The organism is Acinetobacter pittii, from assembly GCF_034064985.1.
Taxonomy (GTDB): domain Bacteria; phylum Pseudomonadota; class Gammaproteobacteria; order Pseudomonadales; family Moraxellaceae; genus Acinetobacter; species Acinetobacter pittii_H.
In genome coordinates this window covers 2419145-2440562 of record NZ_CP139249.1, presented here as the reverse complement: position 1 = coordinate 2440562, position 21418 = coordinate 2419145, and the positions used below count along the sequence as shown (strand labels likewise).

Sequence of the window (21418 nt, the reverse complement as noted above, 5' to 3'; positions counted from 1 at the left end):
GTTTCCCTTTACAAAATAGACAGATGTTTCTGTATTTTATAAAATAATGCCAATCCTGACAAAGTTTTCATAAAAAAATGTTATCTCATATACACAGAATTCTAGAAGATTTGGGTATCAGCTCGCAAAAACGCGTGCTTCATATTCAGTTTTCTAATCCATCGTTGAATACTCAAGTCTTTTTACAAAGTATTGAAGGACGGCATCAGCTAAATGAAGGACTGACTGCCGATTTATTTTGTCTTTCTACCAATGCCTATATTTCATTAAAACAATTTATTGGTTGTCAGGTTGCAGTCGATCAAGTAACTGATCAGGGGCAGCTATTTAGAACTACAGGAATTATTACAGAAGCCAGTCAGGGGCAGAGTGATGGTTCATTAACATTATATAAACTGAGATTACAAGACCCGACCGCGCTATGGCATAAACGCCGAAATAGCCGTGTATTTATGAATAAAAGTGTACGGGACATTACTGAAATTCTATTTACTGAGTGGCAGAACAAAAGCCCGTTGTTTGCTTCTGGTTTAACTTTGGATTTAAAAGGTCTAACCGAAGACTACGATGTTCGACCTTTTATAATGCAAAGTAATGAAACGGATTATGAATTTTTAACTCGACTTTGGCGTAGTGAAGGCATTAACTGGTTAATTGATGAAGCTCAGTTGTTTGCCATTGATAGCTCAGTTGAGATTCAACCGCAAAAATTACGTTTAATTGATAATAATGAATCATATTTAGCATTAGACCGAAAAAATATCCGTTATCACCGCAGTAGCGCAGTTGAACAACAAGACAGTATGACGAGTCTTGTGCCAACTCGAAGCTTGCAACCTACAGCCGTGCATGTACAACGCTGGCAGGCAGATGCTTTAAGTCAAGAAGAAGGTATGGGCAGTGTTCAGTCAAAGCATAGCCACAGTGCTAATCAGGATAATGCGAGTTTAAGTCTAGAACATGCATGGCATGTCAGCCCTGCTTGGATGCAAGATTTAAAAGGTGAAGATCAAGCTACCGCATCGGGTCACCAGCAGCTAGAAAAACTCAACAATAATCTATCTGATTATTATGCGTCTCAATCAAAATATTTCCGTGCACAAACTACGGTACGTGATACGCAAGTTGGCTATTGGTTTGAATTGAATGAACATCCCGAAATAGATACGCATAGCGGATCAGACAAAGAATTTCTGATTATTGGTAAAAGCTTCTATTTACAAAATAATTTGCCTAAAGATTTGCAACAGCAAATCAATCAACTTTTTAGTCAAAGCCAATGGCAAAACAATCAATCAGGGCCAAATGACCAAATTGAGCGTCAGGGTAATGAGCTCATCTTATCGCGTAGAAATATAAAAACTGTTCCTGAGTATAACCCGCTTGAACATCGACCAGCCGCTCATCCGCAGCGTGCTAGAGTGGTTGGGTTAGAGGGTGAAAGCATTCATGTCGACCAGTGGGGCCGCATTAAAGTCCGCTTCCTGTTTACCCGAACAGATGACCATAGCCATGAAGGTGGAACAGGAAGTAACGACAATGACACCGACTCCGCTTGGGTCGATGTATTAACCCCATGGGCAGGTGAGGGTTATGGCGCACGTTTCTTGCCTCGCGTGGGCGAGATCGTGGTGATCGACTTCTTTGACGGCAACATTGACCGCCCGTTTGTGGTGGGTCGTATTCATGAGGCTGAACGTCACCCAACGCAATTCGACCAGAAAGGGCAGTTACCTGATACTAAAAAACTCAGTGGTATCCGCTCCGAAGAAGTCGACGGTAAAGGTTTTAACCAGCTACGCTTTGATGACACCACAGGGCAAATTAGTGCCCAGCTACAAAGTAGCCATGCGGCCAGCCAACTAAACTTAGGTAACTTAAGTCATCCAAAAGACAAGGCGGAAAGTGATAGTCGTGGTGAAGGTTTCGAGCTACGAACAGACCAGTGGGGGGCAGTCAGAGCAGGCAGCGGCTTACTCCTTAGTACCCACAAACAGGATCAAGCTCAAGGCGTACACCTCAATGCAAATGAGACCAAACAACAAATAGAAGGTGGCCTCAACAATGCCAAGGCACTCAGTGAAGTTGCTAAAAATCAGCAAACCGACCCGTTAGATATGCTTGAGAATATTCAGACTTTCTTAGAAGTTCTCAAACAAGAAGATCCTAAAAAGGCTGCTGAGTTTCAATCAGCAGTGATGCTGCTGGCATCTCCAAAAAGTATTGCTGTAAGTAGTAATGAAGATATACACCTTAGTGCAAATGGTCAGCTCACTCAAAGTGCTGGAGATAGTATTAATATTAGTACGCAAAAGAATATAGTGAGTCATGCGAGTCAAAAAATAAGTCTATTTGCCGCCCAAGAAGGTGCTCGGATTTTTGCTGGTCAAGGTAAACTAGAAATTCAGGCACAAGGTGATGGCTTAGATGTGATTGCTCGAAAGGGCGTACAAATTACTTCAACTGAAGACACGGTTTTTATTACTAGCCCAACTGAAATTAATCTGACTGTAAGTGGATCTCAAGTTAAGTTGAATGGTTCGGGTATTTTCCCTGTTACGGGCGGTAAGCTTGAGGTGAAAGCAGGGCAGCATTTGTTTATGGGAGGATCATCAATAAATCCACCTGCATTAGATTTACCAGACTGTTCTGCTAAACAGACTCAAGCTGCTCAAAATGGATCAGCAAAAGTGATATTAGACTAAGATGAAGCTTTTATTTTCTAAAGATGAATTAAATTCTAAAAAGTTAAGTAATTTAATCTCAAACCTATTTGAACAAAATGGTCATATTAGTTTTTTATGTGATGAGACTTTATTGAATGGATTTTTTGATGAGTTTATCGAAAAGTTAAAAGATTATGAATTGGAACCAATAGAGATTGCAGCTGGCGCTAAAAAAAATAGCCGTCCAGCTCTTTTCTTTATAAAAATAAAAGTGAAAGAAGATCTAGCAAATTCATTAGACTTTATTACTCATACATTATTAATGAATTTAGATCAAAATGAGGATGGTTATTTTATTCATGGATTTAGCAAAATTGTTGATCTAAAAATTGCAGTTCAAACTTTTAAAAAACTTGTTATTGCAAAAGATACAAACAATAAATTTATTTTTCGTTGGTATGATCCACGAGTGTTGGTTTACTTGCCCGCAATAATTGATAAGAAAAGCGAACGAATTGAATCATTTTTAGAGAATTGGCATTTTGTTTTTTTTAACGGTTTGTATGAGGTGAAAATTCAGGAAAAAAGGTCGCTTTTTCCTCTTACTTTTACAAATGCTGAGTCAGCAAAACTAGATTTAATTGAGTTGTCGAATACGGTGATTAAACAATCTCTTATATATGACGAGAAGTTGTTGATTCGTCAGGATGAGATATTGGATTCACTTCATCACGCAATAACACATTATGGAATTTTACATGTAACGGATCTTATTGCTTATGGAATGTATTCCGTTATTTTGCATAGAAATTTTATAAAAAGTCGTTTGATTTCAGCCATACTTGATCATTATTGGGTTGATAGAAGTGAGACCAACTCATTTACCAAAGCAATGGACTATTTAGAAGAAAATCAATATTCACAAGTTATAAGAGAATGTAAAGAGAGCTACCATGGCTAATGATAAACCGACTTTTGCGAAACAAATGAAAAAATTTGGGACGCCAGCACAACAAGAGCAGAAAGTAGTTCAAAAGTTAGGCGTTAGTCCAAATCCAAGCAAAATTAGTCAGCAGGCTGCTGCATCGACGACTCAGAATAATAAAATACCAGTCACTCAGATGTCTAAAAAGGAATGTACTAACTTTTGTCGCCCTACAGGTATAAATATATTACCTCTTAAATATTCGGTAGCTCGTTTAGGAGTAAAACCATTACCGGCACAATTAGGGGCCAATGTTACTAATGTTTCACTTAAGGAATATAAATATACAGTTCGAATGATTAATTCAGGATATATTTACTTACTCATAAAAAGAAAATCAGGGAAAAAAGAGTGGGTTGCGTATATTACTAATAAGAAGGGGTTTCATCAGGAGTTTGCTATAGGGGGTAAAGCTCCAATTGTTGCTCAAGATTTTGCATGCAATAAAGCTGGACATAGTGCTAACGCTTCTTTAATTACCATTCCTTCTATAAATAATGATAATGCCCAGACGGTCTATTTGCTTCATGCTCACGCTCCACTCACCAAAAAAATGAGAGAACAATTTGAAAAAAATGCTGATCAGTATGCGACTTCAGGCTACTGGCAAAAAATTGATGTAACAAAAGGAGCTGTCCAGCAACATTGTCTTTCTAGTGCCCAGTTAAGTGCTGTTGCATTGCCATTAGAATCATATGGTTCTGCTCGTTGGGGAGCAATAAACAAGAAATTTAGTGAGAAACCGAAAGAGCATATTGGTGTTGCGCTTTATGATCCGATTGGAATTACTTCTAAATTAAATGAAGATCGTAATATATTAAGCTTTAAAGAGATTGATAGTTTCTTAAAAGAAAATAAAGACGGCTTTAGCAACGAACATAAGCTTCAAACTATGACTTTGATTGATAATGTGAAGCAAAACTTAGTTGCAAACTCTATTCAGGCAAAGTTCAAAATTATTGATTCAAATGAACAGCAAAGGAAGAAAATTACAGAACCTTATCTTCAAGCAGCGATTCAAAGAGCTGAACGTATGGGTGATAAAAAGGGACTTGAGAATCTTAAAAATTTCGAAAAAAATGCGCCTGCAAAAGCTGCAGCCGAACTTGAAAAACAGAGAGCAGAGGCTGTTAAACAAGCGACTGTGGATGGCGATCATGCATGGAAAAAGTATCAAGCACAGTTAGATCTGAATGGCTTGGAAAAGTTCCGTAAGGATGTCGATAAGAAATCGGAAGAGAGTTATGCTGCTGCGGCTCGCTATGTAGATGATCATTATAACTGGCTGGTTTCTTCTAATCTTTTAAAAGGTCTGTTCTATTTTGACCAGAGTGAGGAATTGAAACAGGGTAAAACACCGAAAGAAAGCAATGGCTTTATTTTTCATGCGGTTATTATGGACTTAATGTATGGAATGAATTTATTGCAAAAAGGGAAAGATTTACTTAATAAATGGATATGTGAAAAAAAAGTTTTGGATAAAAACCTATTCTTGAGAGCCTATTGTTTTAATAACAAAGTCTTGATGGATGAGTATGCCAAGATATTTGAAAGTCCAAGTTCAGCAAAAGACTTACTGGATTATAGTAAACAGAGTTTTAGTATGTTTACCGCAGCCGATGCTGCCTTTGATAGTTGGTTGGGTAGTATTGAGGGGAAAAAATTTATCTCGGCAAATGATTTTAAATGGCCAGATAAACTGTTCTACTGGATATCTTTGATGCTGAATACGGCTCTAAAAGAGTTTGGTGATATACGTTTAAGAACAATAAATATTAGTACAATTACTATAATGGCGCGTGAAGGTGCTCAACGTCATACAGCTCAATTGTTATATTTAAGATCAGGAAATTTGGCTCAACAAATCCCATTGATGAGATTGATGTATAACCTAGAATTTAGAGCTGCTGCAATTTCGTCTTTACCGCAAAGTGGTATGACTTATACTTATCGAAATACTAGGGCGATAGAAATTAAAAACTCAGTATCCTTAGCAGTTAAAGGGCAACCTGATATTACCAAAAATCGAATACTTGCTATCGTAGGTGTTTTTGAGTTACTGAATTTTTATTTCCAATATGATGCTTGGAAATCTGATATTAAAGATAAGCCAGAGCTATCCGTACAATTGGTAGGTTCGATGTTCTCGGTATCTGCTGTTGCATTTGATATGTTAGGTGAGAGTTGGAGCCGTAGAACTGCCACAGGTGCAGCGGCCTCTGCAGCAGCATTTAGATTAACTGCTGGAAGTCTTGGAACTTTAGGTGGAATAACTGGTTTATATGTAGATTCAAAAACCTTAAAAGAGACGAACTCACTTGTTATCCAAACAATGTTATTTACCAGAATTTTGATCAACTTAGGCTTGTCAATTGGACAGGCAGGTGTATTAGCTAGTGCTATTTTACAACATAGCAAAAATGCAGTAATTAAAAGAGTTTTAACTAAATTCACAGCGAATGCTCTAGTCGCATTTTTAATGAGTGCTCGAGTAATTGCTGGATTGAATCTTATAACATTAGGCTTAATTAGCGCAGAAATTTTACTTAAAAAATATGTTTTGGATGATGCAATGGAAGATTGGTGTCAAAAAACAGCTTTTAAATTAGCATCTGACCCTAAAAAAGAGTCAATATTTAAATCTACATCTAGAAATGAAAAAAAATTCCAAACTGCAGATGAAGAATATGAAGAGTTTATGAAAGCGATAGTGAGCGTTTAAAATGTATGAGATGTTAAAATTTGAAGGTCGCATTCAAAGATTAGAGATTTATGATGACTCTTTAAGTGCATTTGGAAAGTCTGGTGATGCTCAAATTGCATCTTCAGCGATTTTGAGTGGTGTGGCAGAAAATGTTTCATTGTCTGCACAAACTGTATTTCTCGCTTCACGTAGTCGTTTACATGTCAAATCAGTTGTTATGGAAATCGATGGTAAAGTTTGCGTAGGGCAATTCCATCGTGCGTTATTTGAACATAATGAATATGTCATTTGTGTCGTAAGACGTCTTGAAAAAAATTTGTATGAACTTTATTCAGTATTGAGCCCTAAAACAGGCTTACTTCATATGCAGGTTGGGATGGGAGCTTCTGTTAAAGCTCATCAGACTTCTATAGCTAAAGGTAGAAATGTTTGGTACGCAATAACAATTTTATTAGGATCTTTAATTTATTTTTGGGCAAGAGGTTTTAATCAGGTTGATATATTAATTTTTTTAGGAGTGGCTATTTTATTTTATTTTATTTTATTTTTTATTATTAAAAATGCATCCAACTCATTAAAACATTTTTCAGAAAAGTCAGAACAAATTTTTAGTTTGTATGGCTTTAAAGATCCGCAAGAGGTTTTTTTATTGCCAAGTCGTTATTTGAGTGAAAAAGATCATTTGTTACTAGAATCCGTATATGAATATAGAAAAGTTATTGAAAGTGATCCATATCCAGAAAGCTATATAGAGCAAAAATAAAAGAATGGGGCCAATAACTAAAGGCTAAAAGGTTATTTAAAGGTAAAGATTTTGAAATTACATCTTCAACTGGTTCAGGGCCCAATCCATTCTCTAGATAAAGCCAAATCTAAAATACCTGTAAATCAGGATGTGGGCGACATCGCAGCAGGTACCGCTTTTGCAGGTGTACTTGCTGGAAGCAGCTCCTTACTTACAAGCTCACCTATTTTATTAATGGCTGGAAAAGCAAAAGATGGTATAACTTTTATAGGTGAAATAGATAAGTATCCATTAGTAGGGCAATTTACGACAGCACGTTTTGAAGAAAATGACGAATTGATTGCTGTAATTAGCGAAAAAACTATTGATGGACGTCATCAAGTTTATGCAATTGTTGATCCTAAATCAGGTCTATTGTATATGATCTATGAAATGGGTCGTTCAGTAAAAATGGGATATAGAGCTATTATGATGCAGACTTGTTTTTTTAGTGCTCTGTCATTTGGCTTGTTCATGGTGATACTTATATTTAGTTTTATCTCTTCTTCTGATTATTCTGGTGAGAGTATAATATTCTTCTTTGAGGCAGTGCTTATAACATTTTTTATTTCAGTTTCATTTTCTGCATTCATAAATTATTTTAGTTTTCGAAAATCATATGAGAATTTTGGCAATTTATCTGAACAAATATTTGAAAAATTAGGTTTTGAAAATCCTAAAGAGCAGGATTTTTATAATGATTTTTTAACTGATAATGGTGTTCAGATTAGTGTAATGAAGTATAGAAAAAATTTAAAAGGCCAAGATCCTTATCCAGAAGATTATTTTGATAAGAAAAATTTTTGAAGTAAAAGGTTAATTAATGAAGCTTAGATTGTTTGTCATTACCTTAATATTATTCACATCTGCATGCACTCAAGACAAAGAAGAACACACTCACGGAACTTTGACTAAAGATTATAAAGATGTGTCTGAATACAAGTCTAAACATGATCTGGAAAAGGCTGTGAAGGCAAATGATGCAGAGGCTATTTTTGTATTAGCATCTATGTATGCCACAGGCGAAGGTGAAAAATTTGATCAAAAGAAAGCATTGGAACTATTTGAAAAATCTGCACAACTAGGCTCCTCAAATGCCATGCTTCAATTAGGACTGATTTATCGAAATGGCAATGAAGTTGTTAAAAAAGATGATCAAAAAGCTTTAATTTGGTTTGAAGAAGGAGCTAAAAAGGGAAATCCTTCCGCAATTCACAATGTTGGGTTGGCCTATTACAAAGGTTTAAATGTAAAACAGGATAGAGCAAAAGCTTTTACATATTTTATTCGATCTGCTGAATTAGGACTCATACAATCCCAGACGGTAGTTGCTGCTCAATTATATGTAGGTGATGGTGTCGAGAAAGACATCAAAACATCTTTTAAGTGGTTATTAAAAGCTGCTGAACAGGGAGATCTTGAGTCACAAAACAATGTAGGCTTGGCTTATGAGCGAGGTGATGGTGTAGAGCAAGATCCGCTTCAATCACTTGTCTGGTTTAAACGCGCTGCTGATCATGGACATGCGTTAGCGCAATATAATACTGCTCTTAAGTATTATAATGGTGCAGGTATGAAACAGAATTTAGATGAATCAATACGATATGCAGAAATGGCTGTACGCAATGGAAATAAATCTGGAGCAGAGTTGTTATTTAATATTTATTCGGATGATAGTAGTTCAAAATTTAGTCCTGAAAAAGCTAATTATTGGAAGTCTAAAATATAAATTTATACTTAAATAAAAGTTCTTTTGAGTGGAAAGGTCTTTTTATTTTTCTCTAACTTAAAACTCGCAATATTCTTTAAAACTATAACGCCAAATAGTTTATTTTTCTTGATATCGAATATGGTTTTGAGTTATGCAAGAGCTTGACCCTAAAGGAAAGTTAGTTATTCACAAATCTATGGGCTTTATTGGTTCTACTTGCTCTCACAAAGTGAAATGAAAAATATACTAAATAGACCGATTAGTCTTGACAATTTTATTTTTATTAATTTTGAGTTTCTACTTCCATAAATTTGAAATGTATCTTTTACAATCATTTAATTCGTTTATCTTTTAAATCAACTAAAATCTTTTTAAGAAAATGTTTCATAAAACTTAACTAAGTGATATTTATGATAATTTTTTGTTTAGTTTTAATTTTTATTTAATTTATAAAATTCAACAACTTATTTTTAATTACAAAAAATAACAATATCATATTTTTATAAGAATAACTTTATTAAGCTATATTTTATAAGCATATTAACTATTTACTTTTAGTTTAAGTTGATATGATTTTTATATAAAATATGTTTGTTTATATGATAAACTGTGCCTAAATTTTTTGAATATAAGGTTTTTAGACTGATTTTTTAATGTTTTAAGAATATTAACTTTTCGGTAAAGCCTTGAATAAATAAGAAAACAGAGGAATGAAAGTTGTGTTGAAACGAAGTATTTTGATACTTTTTTTGACTGGAAACATTATCGGTCTATCATATGCTCAAGCAGCAGAACTAGAGCCTATAAAACTTAAAAAAAGTTGTATTAAGAAGAACCCTCTAGCTGAAGGTCAAAATGATCCTGAGCTATTGAATATTTTTAAGCAAGTTTGTGATAGCGATAATACAACTCAAAAAAATGATTTATTAGCTAAAGCTGCTATGCGGTTTTATCAGACCAATCAACCAGTTAAAGCATTGAATTTAGCAAGTCAACTGCAAAGTCAAAATATACGCGGTTCATTAATAACAGATGTCTTGTTTTTATCAGGTGTGAGCATTGCAAATAATTCTTTGCAGCAAATGCGTACTCAGGAATTGAGATATTTAAGCAATGATGTGACTTATCCTCCTGCAAAGCAGTTAATTGAAAATATTCATACTGCCATGCCTGCTCCTGATCCATCGAGCTTTAAAGCGAGTTCAGAAAGTAGCTCAGATGATAACGAAAAAAGAAGTTATAAAAAACAGTATGTAACGCGTAATAAGACGAGTACTTCTAGAACGTCAAATAAACGAGTATCAAGCCCAGCAAAGACGACTACAGTAAAACCTAAAACTGCACCTGCAGCCACTGTTAATAAATCAAAAAGTTCGCCTTTTGACCCTTTAATTAAATAATCCGGAATAGAATCTTATGGCTAAGAGAGAGAGCGTACAAAAGAAGCTTCAGCGAATTCGACCTCCACGTGTTCAGCTTACATATGATGTCGAAATTGGTGATGCAAAAGAAGCAAAAGAGCTACCATTCGTTGTAGGTGTGATGGGTGATTTTTCGGCTGCATCTGAGCTTGAGCGTACAAAATTAAAAGATAAAAAATTCATTAATGTTGATTTAGATAATATTGATGAAGTTATGGAGTCATTGTCTCCAAGAGCTGCTTTCCAAGTAGATAATACGTTGACAGAAGAGGGCGGTAAGATCGCTGTTGATTTAACATTTAAGTCAATGGAAGATTTTCGTCCGGAAAATGTGGTTCAACAGGTTGATCCATTAAAGAAACTTGTGGAAGCGCGTGAGCGTTTAACTGACTTAAGAAACAAAATTTCTAACAGTGAGCGTTTAGAAGATTTACTTGATGAAGTTCTTAAAAATACAGATCAGATTCGTAAATTAAGTGCGGAGGCTGATCATGAATAATACACAATCTGCAGCAATGCCACTTGTTGAGAATGAGCAAGTTACACTATTAGACTCGATTGTTGAAGAAAGCCGTATTGCCCGAAATGAAGAAGAACATTCGCGTGCAAAAAGCTTAATTGGTGAGCTTGCCAAAGAAGTAATGGCAGGCACAATTACAGTTTCTGAAAATATGACTTTATCAATTGATAAGCGTATTGCGGAAATTGATGCTCTGATTTCAAATCAATTAAGTCAGATCATGCACAATGAGCAATTCCAAAAGATTGAATCAACTTGGCGTGGTCTTTATTATTTCTGTCAAGAGACACCATCTAACCCTCTTATTAAAATTCGTATGTTGAATACGACTAAGAAAGAGTTAGTAAAAGATTTCCAAGGTGCTACAGACTTCGATCAAAGCACTTTGTTTAAGAAAATCTATGAAGAAGAATACGGTTCTTTTGGTGGTGCACCATACTCGGCATTAATCGGTGATTTTGAATTTGACCGTACGCCTTCTGATATGTATTTGCTTGAGCAAATCTCTCATGTTGCTGCAGCAGCCCATGCGCCATTTATTTCGGCCGCTAGCCCAAGCATTCTTGGCCTTGAGTCATTTACGGATATCGACCGTCCTCGAGATGTATCAAAAATCTTTGAAACAGCGGAATATGTTCAATGGCGTTCATTCCGTGACAGTGAAGATGCTCGTTATGTTGCTTTAACCTTGCCACATGTACTTGGTCGTCTTCCTTATCATCCAAAGGAAGGAACAGCTACAGAAGGGTTTAACTTTGCTGAAGATGTTTCGGGTGCAAACCACAATGAATATTTGTGGATGAATGCTGCTTACGCTTTCGGTACTCGTTTAACTAATGCATTTGATATGCATGGTTGGTGTGCTGCAATTCGTGGTGTTGAGGGTGGTGGATTAGTCGAAGGCTTGCCAGTACACACTTTTAAAACACAAGATGGTGAAGTGGTATTTAAGTGCCCAACAGAGATTGCAATCACTGACCGCCGTGAAAAAGAATTAAGCGATTTAGGCTTTATTCCTTTGGTTCATTGTAAAAACACTGATTACGCTGCTTTCTTTGGTGCACAGTCAACTCAAAAACCTAAAAAATATGACAATGATACAGCAAATGCTAACTCTGCTTTATCGAGTCAAATTCAGTACATCATGGCCGTTTCACGTATTGCTCATTATTTAAAAGCAATGATGAGAGACAAAGTGGGTAGCTTTGCTTCTGCTGGAAATGTTGAAGCATTCTTAAATGAGTGGTTGTCGCAGTATGTATTACTTGACGATGGGGCTTCTCAAGAAGCAAAAGCTCAATACCCTCTACGTGAAGCGTCTGTAAAAGTTGTAGAAGACCCTGCTCAACCAGGTCACTACAAATCTGTGGTTTTCTTGCGACCACACTTCCAGCTGGATGAGTTGTCAGTTTCTTTACGACTTGTCACTGAGTTACCTCAGTCCTCAAATTAATAAAGGTCAGCGAAAGAATAACTTTAAATTAAAAATAGGAAAGTTCTAAATGAAAGATATATACGTTGAGTTTCGTGGTAAGTATAAAGTTGACGGAGAGTCTCGTGACGCTGAGCACAAAGGCTGGTTAGAAGTTAACTCTTGGTCTCACAACATTCGTCAACCTAAATCTGCTACTTCAAGTAGTGTTGGTGGTCATACTGCTGAACGTGTTGAACATTCAGATATGGTTTTTGTTAAAGACCTAGATGCAACTAGCCCGAAATTATGGGAAGCATGTTCAGCTGGTTATACATTTGATGAAGTACAAATCGACTTCTACCGTGCAAATGGTGATAAGCGCATCAAGTACTTACAAATTAAATTGAAACATGTTTTAGTTTCTAGTGTAACTCCAACAGTTAATGAAGAAGGTGTTCCAACAGAAGCGTTTGGTTTGAAATACGCGGCTGTTGAATGGACTTACAATCAACAAGATATTAACGGTACTGCTAAAGGTGCTGTTACTAAGAAATGGTCACTTTCTAACAATACTGCTTCTTACGCGGCGTAATTGTTTAAGTGAATATTTGGTGGAGGCTGACATAAAGTTAGCCTCTGCTGTCTTTAAGCATGCTTGTTGTGAACTCGAATGAATTTAGATCGGCTTTATCCCTATGGATTTCGTTCAACTTTGTTTGACCGCTTAATTCCTGAAAGTGAAGATTATGCAAAAGGTCTTTCTATTCAGCAATTAAGAGAATCGGTAGCAAAAGATTTAGAAGACTTGCTTAACAGTCGAGTCGCTAAGTTGGATCATGTAGTCGATGATTATCCACTAGTTAAAAAATCTATACTCCAGTTCGGTATTATTGATTTTGTGGGGCTTTCTACAGCCAATCCGCTAGATCGTGACAAGATTTGCCAATCTATTGAACAGTCAATTGCAGCTCATGAACCCAGATTAAGACAAATACGGGTAGAGATGTTGTTGGATGGGCACAATATGGGGGCATTGTGTTTAAGCATTCAAGCATATCTAAATATTCATCCACTGTATGAACCTGTCGTTTTTGATGCATTGTTAAAACCGACAACGCAGCAATATGTAATTTCAGCGAGAACCTAAGCATAGTGGGTGTGTTGTGATAGAAGAGCTTTTACCTTTTTACGAAAAACAACTACAGGAATTTGGTCAGCAATCTCGTGAATTTGCTCAAAAATATCCGAAAATTGCTCAGCGTTTATCTTTAAATCAAGAGCAGATTGATGATCCGCATATCGAACGTCTTATACAGGCATTTTCATTAATTTCGGCTCGTATTGATAAAAAGCTTGCTGATAGTTATGACGTATTTACACGTTCTTTATTTGAGGTGATGTTCCCTCAATACTTACGTCATTTTCCGGCTTGTTCAGTAATAAGTTTTGAAGATATAAATAAAATAAAACAGCTCACAGAAGCGCATATTGTTCCTGCTCACACAGTCTTGAAGTCACGTAGCTTTAAAGGGGTTCAGTGTGAGTTTAATACTACGCAAGAAGTCAAATTACTCCCTATAAATTTACAAGCGCTAGAGTTTAAAAGCACACCTAGTGCACACATGCATTTAAGTCAAAATGCGACTTTAACTTTTAAGTTTGAAATTTTTAATCATGCTCATGTATGTTTAATAAATGAAAAACTACCTATTTATTTAGATGCAATTTCTAATTTTCCACTTCAAGTACTAGACAGTATTTTTAAGAAGGGAACAACTTTTGCCATTAAAATAGGGCAGAAAATTGTTGAACTGGATAAAAATCCATTTGAGTTAACAGGTTTTTCCGAGCAAGAAAGTCTATTGCCACTCGATCAGCATACTCATCATGCTTATCGTTTGCTGATGGAGTATTTTTGTTTTCCTGAAAAATTTAATTATCTGAAACTCGATTTAGGTTTTTTAAATCGCTTATCTCTAGAAAATAGTAATTTTGAACTGCTTATACATTTTAAATTAAATTTAAATGATCAAGCTGTAGTGCGAAATTATTCTGAATTAAATGTCGCTAATTTTAAATTGTTTACTACACCAGTTATTAATTTATTTGAAAAATACGCTGAACCACAAAAAATTGTACATAAGCAATTAGAATATCCACTGATTACAGATGCTCATCATCCTGAGTTTTATCAGGTGTATTCAATTACTGAAATGAATATGGTTCGTGAAAAAACGACTCAAGAAGAGAGCTATGTTCCAGTGCTGCCTTTTTTTGCCATGAGTCATTATCATGCTGACACGGCACGTTTTTTCTATTCGGTGAATTATCAAAAGCTACAGCCCAATTTTGTCGAAATGGGTTATTCAATTATTTCTAAAAATTTAAATCCTTCGTCAACACGTTCGGATTTTATTAGCACAAAACTATTATGCTCAAATCGTGACTTGCCGCATGAAGCATTAGGACAGTCCAATAATATATTAAATCTAAATGATAGTAGTTTGGCTCGTCGTGCCATTGTTTTAAAAAGACCTACAAAACCTTATCAATTTGGTCAAAGTCAGAGTGAGCAGTGGCGTGTTATTTCACACCTTTCATTAAATAGTTTAGCTTTAATGAAAGGTGATGCGGTATCTCATATTAAAGAGTTACTTGCTTTATATAACTTACCTTTATCAAAAGAAAATTATCTAATTATTGAATCAATCAAACATCTCGAATTTTCACTCACTCATAAGCTTGTAGATGGAAAACCATTCCCAATGTTTGTAAGAGGGGTAAAAGCAGAATTACAGATTGATTCATCGGTATTTAGAGGACATAGCCTATACATTTTTAGCCAATTGTTAAGTCGTGTTTTTAATTTAAAGGTTCAAATTAATAGTTTTGTTGATTTGGTTGTTAAGGATTATTCATCTCAGCAGGAGTTATACCAATGCAGTCAGAACGTTGGTGGCAAGACTCTTCTGTAACAGCTGAGCTCTTTACAAAGCCAAAGTCTTTTGAGTTTATTCAAGCCACACGACTATTAAGACACGATTCAAGTCGTGCAATGTGTTCATCTTGGAGTGATCATTTTAAGTTTGAGACATCCTTTAATTTAAATTTTCCTGCTACAGAGATTGAAAATTTAGAATTAACGGATGAGCGAATTTATATTACAAATTTAATCGTTGGCCTTACGGGCATACAAGGTACTTTGCCTTATACATATACGAATAAAATTAAACAGGCCCCACGTCAGCAACGGGCTGAAACTAAAGAGTTTTTGAGCTTATTTAATCATAAGCTTACTGCTCAATATGTAGAGTCTAGTATTACCTATAATCTGCCGATTAGATATGAGATAGAACATAAAAACGATTATTTAGATATTCTGCATGCTTTGAATGGCTATGTGCGTTCACAGCATCAACAAGCTGATCTGGATGAATATTTTGCAGAATTTTCAGGATTAATGCAGGGACAAAATAATACAGTTCATGCATTAAAAACAATGCTGTCATGTATTTTTAAACATGACATTACGATTAAAGAATTCGTACAAGAATCTTTTAAGTTGGCAAGTGACCAATTAACAACGTTAGGTGGAAATCAGCCGAGTTTACTTGGTATTAACACCTTTTGTGGGGAAACCATTCAGCAGATTGATGGGAAAATTGAAATTCAAATTGGGCCATTAAAACGTCAGCAATATCTAAATTTCTTACCAAACCAAGAGTTAAGTTTAAAACTTAAAAAGCTCGTGGAAACTTGGTGTAGCCCAACTTTATCGATAGATCTGCGGCTTATCTTGGATGAGTCAGAAATACAACCCATTTGCTTAACTCACAACAACGAGAGTGGTTTAGGGCAGGGTTCTTTTCTCATATCACGACAACCAAAAATACATAACCATGAAACTTGCTATAGCCTTATTGGAGAGAAAATATGATTAAAAAAATATTACTCTCATTCATTGCTATTTTTTCATTGGTTAGTGGAATTATTATTTTCTACTGGCGTGATGTTCAATATAATCCCGATAAAGGAGATTTTTTCCTTTATTTCTTGATGCTACCCGCAGTTATTACCTTGGTGATCTTATCGCCATGGTTAATTTATAGCGCTTATAAAACTTATAAAGACAAGAAAGAGCAAGCTATAAATCAAGATAAAGACGATACTAGTCAAAAACAAAACACAGTAGCTGATCAACCATTAGAACAGCTAGACTTTAATATTTACTCTGCTTTTGCTTTACATGCATTAGGTGAGAATGAAAGCATTATTGAGCAGCTACAAAACTTTAAAAGCCCAGAGCTGGATGATCAACTGTTAAATTCTTACGGATTGCCTCTTTTATCTTATCGTATTAAAGATTTGGATGAAGAGAATCATGAGGAGAGCGAATATGCTTCTCCACGACAAGTTCGTATGATGTCATTGATAAGACAGCAACTAGAACAAAATATAGAAAATTTATATCTTCTAGCCGAGCATTTAAAACGTTCAACTTTATTTTATGAGTCGCAACAGGCCCGTGAATATCACATGCATCCGGCATGGGTGGATCCTGATTCTGAATATGATGATGTTCAAATGCCGATCGTAGAAGTTTATCGTTTAAATCGCTTAAATCTACACATCCTTCTTTCGGAGGATTTATTACATATCTGGAATGATGACCAAAGTAATGAACTAATTTTAGAATTCTTTGCTGAGGTTGGTATTCCTGCTCAAAAGCTCCATATTGAATATCATTTTTTTGGAGAGCAACTGGCTTATCAAGAGTTGATACACCTATTAAAGGGTATTCATAAAAGAGAACATGAGATGTTCTTTTTGGTCGTAGCTGACTCTGAAATTGATCAGGATCTGGTCGATGAAAAATCTTGGATGATTAAAGATTATATTCCTGCTGAATTTGCGGCCAGCTGTTTACTGGCTGATCCTTTAGTGAAAATTCAAGAATTAGAACCTTCTAAGGCACTGAAAGTTGTTGTGGGCCAACAAGATACAGCGAAGCTTTTTAAAAATCTTAAATTTAATGATTTGCCTCAGCATGAAGGTGAGGAGCCTTATGTACTGATATTGTCAGATCAGACCGATATAAAAGTTTCGAAAAAATTGCAGCAGCACTTTTTTCAAATGCCTGTCGAACCGCATCACTATATTTATGTGAAATCTTCATTAGGGCATACCCAACATTTAGCTGATATTTATGGCTTTATGCTGAGTATGCATTTTCCTGAACATATCATTCCTTTTGTCTTTGGAGAAAATACGGTGTCAGCGCATACATTTGTGCAATCTGTCACTGAAAATTCAGAAGATGATGCGATGGTGTTGAATAACTAATTTAAACTTTGGACTTAGAACGAGAATAGAATGCATACAATTTTAGGCTACTTGTGGCAGTACATCACGAATCCTAAAGCAATTATCGCCGTGTCATTGTTCGTGGCATTGATGTCTTCATATACTTCAATTCCTCGTCATATATTCTGGGCTTTAGCAACTGCCTATGCTTTGGGTCTTATTGTTTATGGTATCTATTGGCTTATTCAACGAAGAAAGCATGCTGCTCAAGGTGAAGAGCTAGTTGAAGCAATTGAAAAAGATAACCAAGCTGAATATGGCAAAAATAAAGATAAAGAAGAACTTCAGCTTATTAATCAACAAATGAAAGAATCAATCCAATTGATTCGTAAATCTAAGTTGGGTGATAAAAAAGGGAATGCTGCACTATATGAGCTTCCTTGGTATATGGTTATTGGTAACCCGGCAGCAGGTAAAAGTTCGGCTATTTATAACTCTGGTTTAAAGTTTCCATTTGAAGAAACGCATCAGAAAATGGTATCTGCTGGCCTAAGTGGTACTCGAAATTGTGACTGGTTCTTCTCTACAGAAGGTATTTTGCTTGATACAGCAGGTCGTTATTCTGTTTATAGTGAAGATCATTCTGAGTGGTTAGGTTTCTTAAATATTTTAAAAAAGAACCGTTCTAAAGCTCCAGTCAATGGTTTGATTTTAATCGTTAGTATTGCTGAGCTCATTAGTCAAAGTCCTGAAAATTCGTTAAAGCTTGCTAAAAATTTACGTGCTCGTATTCAAGATCTAACCGAACGTTTAGAAGTTGTTGTGCCTGTTTATTTGGTCTTTTCAAAGATGGACTTAATTGCAGGTTTTACTGAATTCTTTGAGTTTTACGAAGCTCAAGAATACAACCAAGCTTGGGGAGCAACGCTTCCATATGAGCAAAATTCTTCTCATAACGCAGTAGATTTGTTCGAAAAACATTACAACATTCTTTACGATGGTCTAAAAGGGGTAAGCTCGACTCATTTAAGCCGCCGTCATTCGCAAAATATTTCACCAAGTGTAATGACTTTCCCATTAGAGTTTAAAACACTAAAACCAGCTTTAAAAAGCTTTATTGGTACACTTTTTGAAGATAATCCATATCAATTTCAACCTGTTTTCCGCGGCTTCTACTTCACGAGTGCTTTGCAGGAAGGTGTAATTGAAAGTCCAATGACTGAACAAATTGCCCAAGAATTCCAGCTGACTCAAATCGCTCAAAGTGATTTAAAGGATTATTCAAAAAATACCCCTAATCATGGCTATTTCTTAAATGGTCTATTTTCAGATGTTATTTTAAGAGATAAAGATCTTGTTAAGCAGCATGTAAATACAAACAGAAAACGTCAACGGTATATTGCATTTATTGGTGCTTTAGCGGGTGTTTCAATTATTTTGGGTGTATGGGTTTGGTCTTACCGTAATAACCAACAATTAATTGGTGAAGTTCAAGCAGATTTAAATAAAGTTGTTCAGTTAGAAAGAGCTTCTGGTCAGCAACTTTCTACTCAATTAGAAGCTTTGCTAATTCTTCAAAGACGTCTACAACAGCTAGATGAGTTTGATGAAAATAGACCACTTAAGTTTAGTTTTGGTTTATATCAGGGCAATGAGCTTCGTGAAAAGCTAAAAGCCGAATATTTAAAAGGTGTTAAGCAAATTGTGTTAACACCAACACAGCAAAATATTGCTCAATATTTGCAACGTGTAAAAAATAATGAAGCAACCTTAAAAGCGAATCATACGAATGTTGAGATCAAGCAAACTGCTCAATCTCAACAATATTTGGAACCTTCAGATACCAATCCTCAAGACGCTTATAATGCATTAAAAGCTTATTTAATGATGAGCAATCCGCAATATATGGATGCAAGTCATCTAAGCGATCAGGTTACGCGTTTCTGGCGCTCTTGGTTAGATGCAAATAAAGGTCAAATGCCACGTGCAGACATGATTCAAGAAGCTGAACAGATCTTGTCTTACGCAATGACTTTGGCAAATGATAAGCAATTCCCAGTTTTAGAAGCTGACTCTCAAATTGTAGATCAAACACGTCAAGTATTGCTCTCGGTTGTTCGAGGAATGCCTGCGCGTGATCGTGTTTATAACGAAATAAAAATGCGTGCAGCAGTACGTTTCCCTGCGTTGACTGTAAGTCAGATTGTAGGTGAAGCCAATAAAAATGTTGTATTAGGAAGTTATGCATTGCCTGGCGTATTTACTCAAAAGGCATGGAATGACTATGTAGAAAAAGCAATTGAAGAGGCCGCGGATAAGCCAACAGATAGTAAAGATTGGGTGCTAAATAGTCGTCAATCTGATGATCTAACTTTCTCAGGTAGTCCAGAGCAAATTAGAAAGCAGCTGACAGCTCTCTATAAGCAAGAATATATTGCGGAATGGAGAAAATTCTTAAGTGGTATTCACTATGCTAAAGCTGGTCAATTTGCTCAGCAAGTTAAAAATATTGATGTCTTAGGTGAACCGCAAAATTCTCCAATTAGAACATTAATTGAAAGAGTAGCAGTCGAAACAAACTGGGATAATCCGGTTGTTCAAGCTGAGCTCGCAGCTCCACAAAAAGGATTTATTGTGTGGTTTAAGCGTAAAGTTTTAAATCATGATGACAAGCAAGTTGCTAATCAAGTGGCAAATAATGCTCAAGGCGCTATTTCTCAAGAATATCAAATGTTCTATCAGTTGGTTCGCAAACGTGATGACCAACAAGGTAAGTCATTGCTTGATGAATATATGACAAATTTAGCTCTAGTTCGTAGTAAGTTTAACGAGCTTAAGAATGCGGGTGAAATTGGACCTAATGCGATGACATTAGTCAAGCAAACCCTTAATGAGCAAACGTCTGTATTTAACCAAACTCAAAAAATTGTCGATGAAAAAATGGCGGTTGGTTTCAATGAAATTGATCAACGATTACTACAAAAATTGGTAGTTAGTCCACTTACGCAGGCTTTTGAGAGTTTAATTACACCGACACAAGACGAAATTAATAAATTATGGGTAATGCAAGCCTATCAACCATTTACAGCAAATCTTGCTAAGAAATATCCATTTAACTCATCAGCTTCTTTACAGGCAACAAGTAGTGAAATTGGTCAAATCTTGGGTGAAAACGGTAGTATTTCTCGCTTTGTAAAAGAAAGTCTTGATCCATTTGTGATTCGTCGTGGGTATACGTTAACGTCTAAAACTTGGAAAGATTTAGGCATTAGTTTAAATCCTCAATTCGTTATGAATTTCCAAAGATATGTTGCACCAGCCAATGGTATGGCAACTGGTGAGTTGAATGCTCAAGCGCAAGCGGCACCAGCGACTAACCAATCTAACTTCCAGTTCTACCCAATTCCAAACCCGCAATTGCTTTCATATACCGTTGATATTGATGGTCAACGTATGACTTATGAAAACGGTGTTCAGCAGTGGGTTAACTTCATTTGGCCAAATCAAGGCAGTATTCCAGGTGCTCGTATTACCGCTGTAGATTTACAAGGCCAAACACATACAATTTTTGATGAGCCAGGTGAGTACGGTATTAACCGTTTAATTGATAGTGCTCAACGTAAGGAACAAAATGGCGGATTTGAAATGCTTTGGCGTAGTAAAACTGATCCATCATTATTTGTGAAAATGAATTTCCGTCTAATTAGCAGTAATTCAGGCAGTATTGGTTCAAGCCGTGGTTATGCAGGTATGCAACTGGTTGACAAAGTCACTGCCGACAAAGCAGCTCGTGTAGTATCTGCTCAGCAAGCGCCAGCTCAAGCTGCTCCAGCAAGAACTGAAAATCCTGTTTCAGCACTTGCTCAGCCTTCTGCGGGAGTTAAACCATGACATGGAAAATAACTTCTA

The 21418-nt window shown here is 35.9% G+C and carries 15 protein-coding genes; all 15 read left to right on the top strand.

The features are described 5' to 3' along the window. Positions 1-77: 77 nt before the first annotated feature. Complete coding sequence (locus SOI76_RS11615) at positions 78-2705, top strand: type VI secretion system Vgr family protein (RefSeq protein ID WP_205668459.1); 2628 nt, start codon at positions 78-80, stop codon at positions 2703-2705. A gap of 1 nt (position 2706) precedes the next feature. Next, positions 2707-3627, top strand: a complete 921-nt coding sequence (locus tag SOI76_RS11610) for a hypothetical protein (protein WP_104080262.1) — start codon at positions 2707-2709, stop codon at positions 3625-3627. Then, positions 3620-6373 (top strand): T6SS effector BTH_I2691 family protein, encoded by a 2754-nt coding sequence (locus SOI76_RS11605; RefSeq protein WP_104080263.1) that lies wholly within the window; start codon positions 3620-3622, stop codon positions 6371-6373. Before SOI76_RS11610 ends, SOI76_RS11605 begins: the two co-directional genes overlap by 8 nt. A 10-nt stretch (positions 6374-6383) precedes the next feature. Then, positions 6384-7118, top strand: a complete 735-nt coding sequence (locus SOI76_RS11600; RefSeq protein WP_081399337.1) for a putative type VI secretion system effector — start codon at positions 6384-6386, stop codon at positions 7116-7118. Positions 7119-7169: 51 nt separating this feature from the next. Beyond that, positions 7170-7946 carry a putative type VI secretion system effector gene (locus SOI76_RS11595; protein WP_005304004.1) on the top strand — a complete coding sequence of 259 codons (777 nt, stop codon included), beginning with the start codon at positions 7170-7172 and terminating at the stop codon, positions 7944-7946. A gap of 16 nt (positions 7947-7962) precedes the next feature. Beyond that, positions 7963-8868, top strand: coding sequence for a tetratricopeptide repeat protein (locus tag SOI76_RS11590; RefSeq protein ID WP_005304006.1), 906 nt, complete (start codon positions 7963-7965; stop codon positions 8866-8868). A 692-nt stretch (positions 8869-9560) separates the two neighbouring features. Further along, positions 9561-10250, top strand: a complete 690-nt coding sequence (locus SOI76_RS11585) for a hypothetical protein (RefSeq protein WP_104080264.1) — start codon at positions 9561-9563, stop codon at positions 10248-10250. A 16-nt stretch (positions 10251-10266) separates the two neighbouring features. Then, the gene (gene tssB, locus SOI76_RS11580; RefSeq protein WP_005041656.1) at positions 10267-10770 is read left to right on the top strand and encodes a type VI secretion system contractile sheath small subunit; all 504 of its coding nucleotides are present in this window, start codon (positions 10267-10269) and stop codon (positions 10768-10770) included. Next, positions 10763-12244 carry a type VI secretion system contractile sheath large subunit gene (tssC, locus tag SOI76_RS11575; RefSeq protein WP_057074691.1) on the top strand — a complete coding sequence of 494 codons (1482 nt, stop codon included), beginning with the start codon at positions 10763-10765 and terminating at the stop codon, positions 12242-12244. Before tssB ends, tssC begins: the two co-directional genes overlap by 8 nt. Positions 12245-12293: 49 nt before the next feature. Beyond that, the gene (locus SOI76_RS11570) at positions 12294-12797 is read left to right on the top strand and encodes an Hcp family type VI secretion system effector (RefSeq protein WP_016141469.1); all 504 of its coding nucleotides are present in this window, start codon (positions 12294-12296) and stop codon (positions 12795-12797) included. A 78-nt stretch (positions 12798-12875) separates the two neighbouring features. Beyond that, a complete protein-coding gene (gene tssE / locus SOI76_RS11565; protein WP_002048404.1) occupies positions 12876-13352 on the top strand; it encodes a type VI secretion system baseplate subunit TssE in 477 nt (158 codons plus the stop codon). Between the two features lie 16 nt (positions 13353-13368). Continuing rightward, positions 13369-15180 (top strand): type VI secretion system baseplate subunit TssF, encoded by a 1812-nt coding sequence (gene tssF / locus SOI76_RS11560; protein WP_104080265.1) that lies wholly within the window; start codon positions 13369-13371, stop codon positions 15178-15180. Beyond that, positions 15144-16142, top strand: coding sequence for a type VI secretion system baseplate subunit TssG (gene tssG, locus SOI76_RS11555; protein ID WP_104080266.1), 999 nt, complete (start codon positions 15144-15146; stop codon positions 16140-16142). Before tssF ends, tssG begins: the two co-directional genes overlap by 37 nt. Continuing rightward, positions 16139-17548: a hypothetical protein gene (locus tag SOI76_RS11550; RefSeq protein ID WP_104080267.1), complete on the top strand. Its 1410-nt coding sequence runs from the start codon at positions 16139-16141 to the stop codon at positions 17546-17548. The genes tssG and SOI76_RS11550 overlap by 4 nt, the downstream gene beginning before the upstream one ends. Before the next feature lie 30 nt (positions 17549-17578). Beyond that, positions 17579-21400, top strand: a complete 3822-nt coding sequence (gene tssM / locus SOI76_RS11545) for a type VI secretion system membrane subunit TssM (protein ID WP_104080268.1) — start codon at positions 17579-17581, stop codon at positions 21398-21400. Positions 21401-21418 lie beyond the last annotated feature (18 nt).

Excerpts from the sequence above, each read along its gene's own strand:
- tssC (WP_057074691.1), top strand. The coding sequence starts at position 10,763 with ATGAATAATACACAATCTGCAGCAATGCCACTTGTTGAGAATGAGCAA.
- SOI76_RS11600 (WP_081399337.1), top strand. The coding sequence starts at position 6,384 with ATGTTAAAATTTGAAGGTCGCATTCAAAGATTAGAGATTTATGATGAC.
- SOI76_RS11550 (WP_104080267.1), top strand. The coding sequence starts at position 16,139 with ATGATTAAAAAAATATTACTCTCATTCATTGCTATTTTTTCATTGGTT.
- tssG (WP_104080266.1), top strand. The coding sequence starts at position 15,144 with ATGCAGTCAGAACGTTGGTGGCAAGACTCTTCTGTAACAGCTGAGCTC.
- tssE (WP_002048404.1), top strand. The coding sequence starts at position 12,876 with ATGAATTTAGATCGGCTTTATCCCTATGGATTTCGTTCAACTTTGTTT.
- SOI76_RS11585 (WP_104080264.1), top strand. The coding sequence starts at position 9,561 with ATGAAAGTTGTGTTGAAACGAAGTATTTTGATACTTTTTTTGACTGGA.
- tssB (WP_005041656.1), top strand. The coding sequence starts at position 10,267 with ATGGCTAAGAGAGAGAGCGTACAAAAGAAGCTTCAGCGAATTCGACCT.
- SOI76_RS11610 (WP_104080262.1), top strand. The coding sequence starts at position 2,707 with ATGAAGCTTTTATTTTCTAAAGATGAATTAAATTCTAAAAAGTTAAGT.
- SOI76_RS11605 (WP_104080263.1), top strand. The coding sequence starts at position 3,620 with ATGGCTAATGATAAACCGACTTTTGCGAAACAAATGAAAAAATTTGGG.
- SOI76_RS11590 (WP_005304006.1), top strand. The coding sequence starts at position 7,963 with ATGAAGCTTAGATTGTTTGTCATTACCTTAATATTATTCACATCTGCA.
- tssM (WP_104080268.1), top strand. The coding sequence starts at position 17,579 with ATGCATACAATTTTAGGCTACTTGTGGCAGTACATCACGAATCCTAAA.
- SOI76_RS11615 (WP_205668459.1), top strand. The coding sequence starts at position 78 with ATGTTATCTCATATACACAGAATTCTAGAAGATTTGGGTATCAGCTCG.
- SOI76_RS11570 (WP_016141469.1), top strand. The coding sequence starts at position 12,294 with ATGAAAGATATATACGTTGAGTTTCGTGGTAAGTATAAAGTTGACGGA.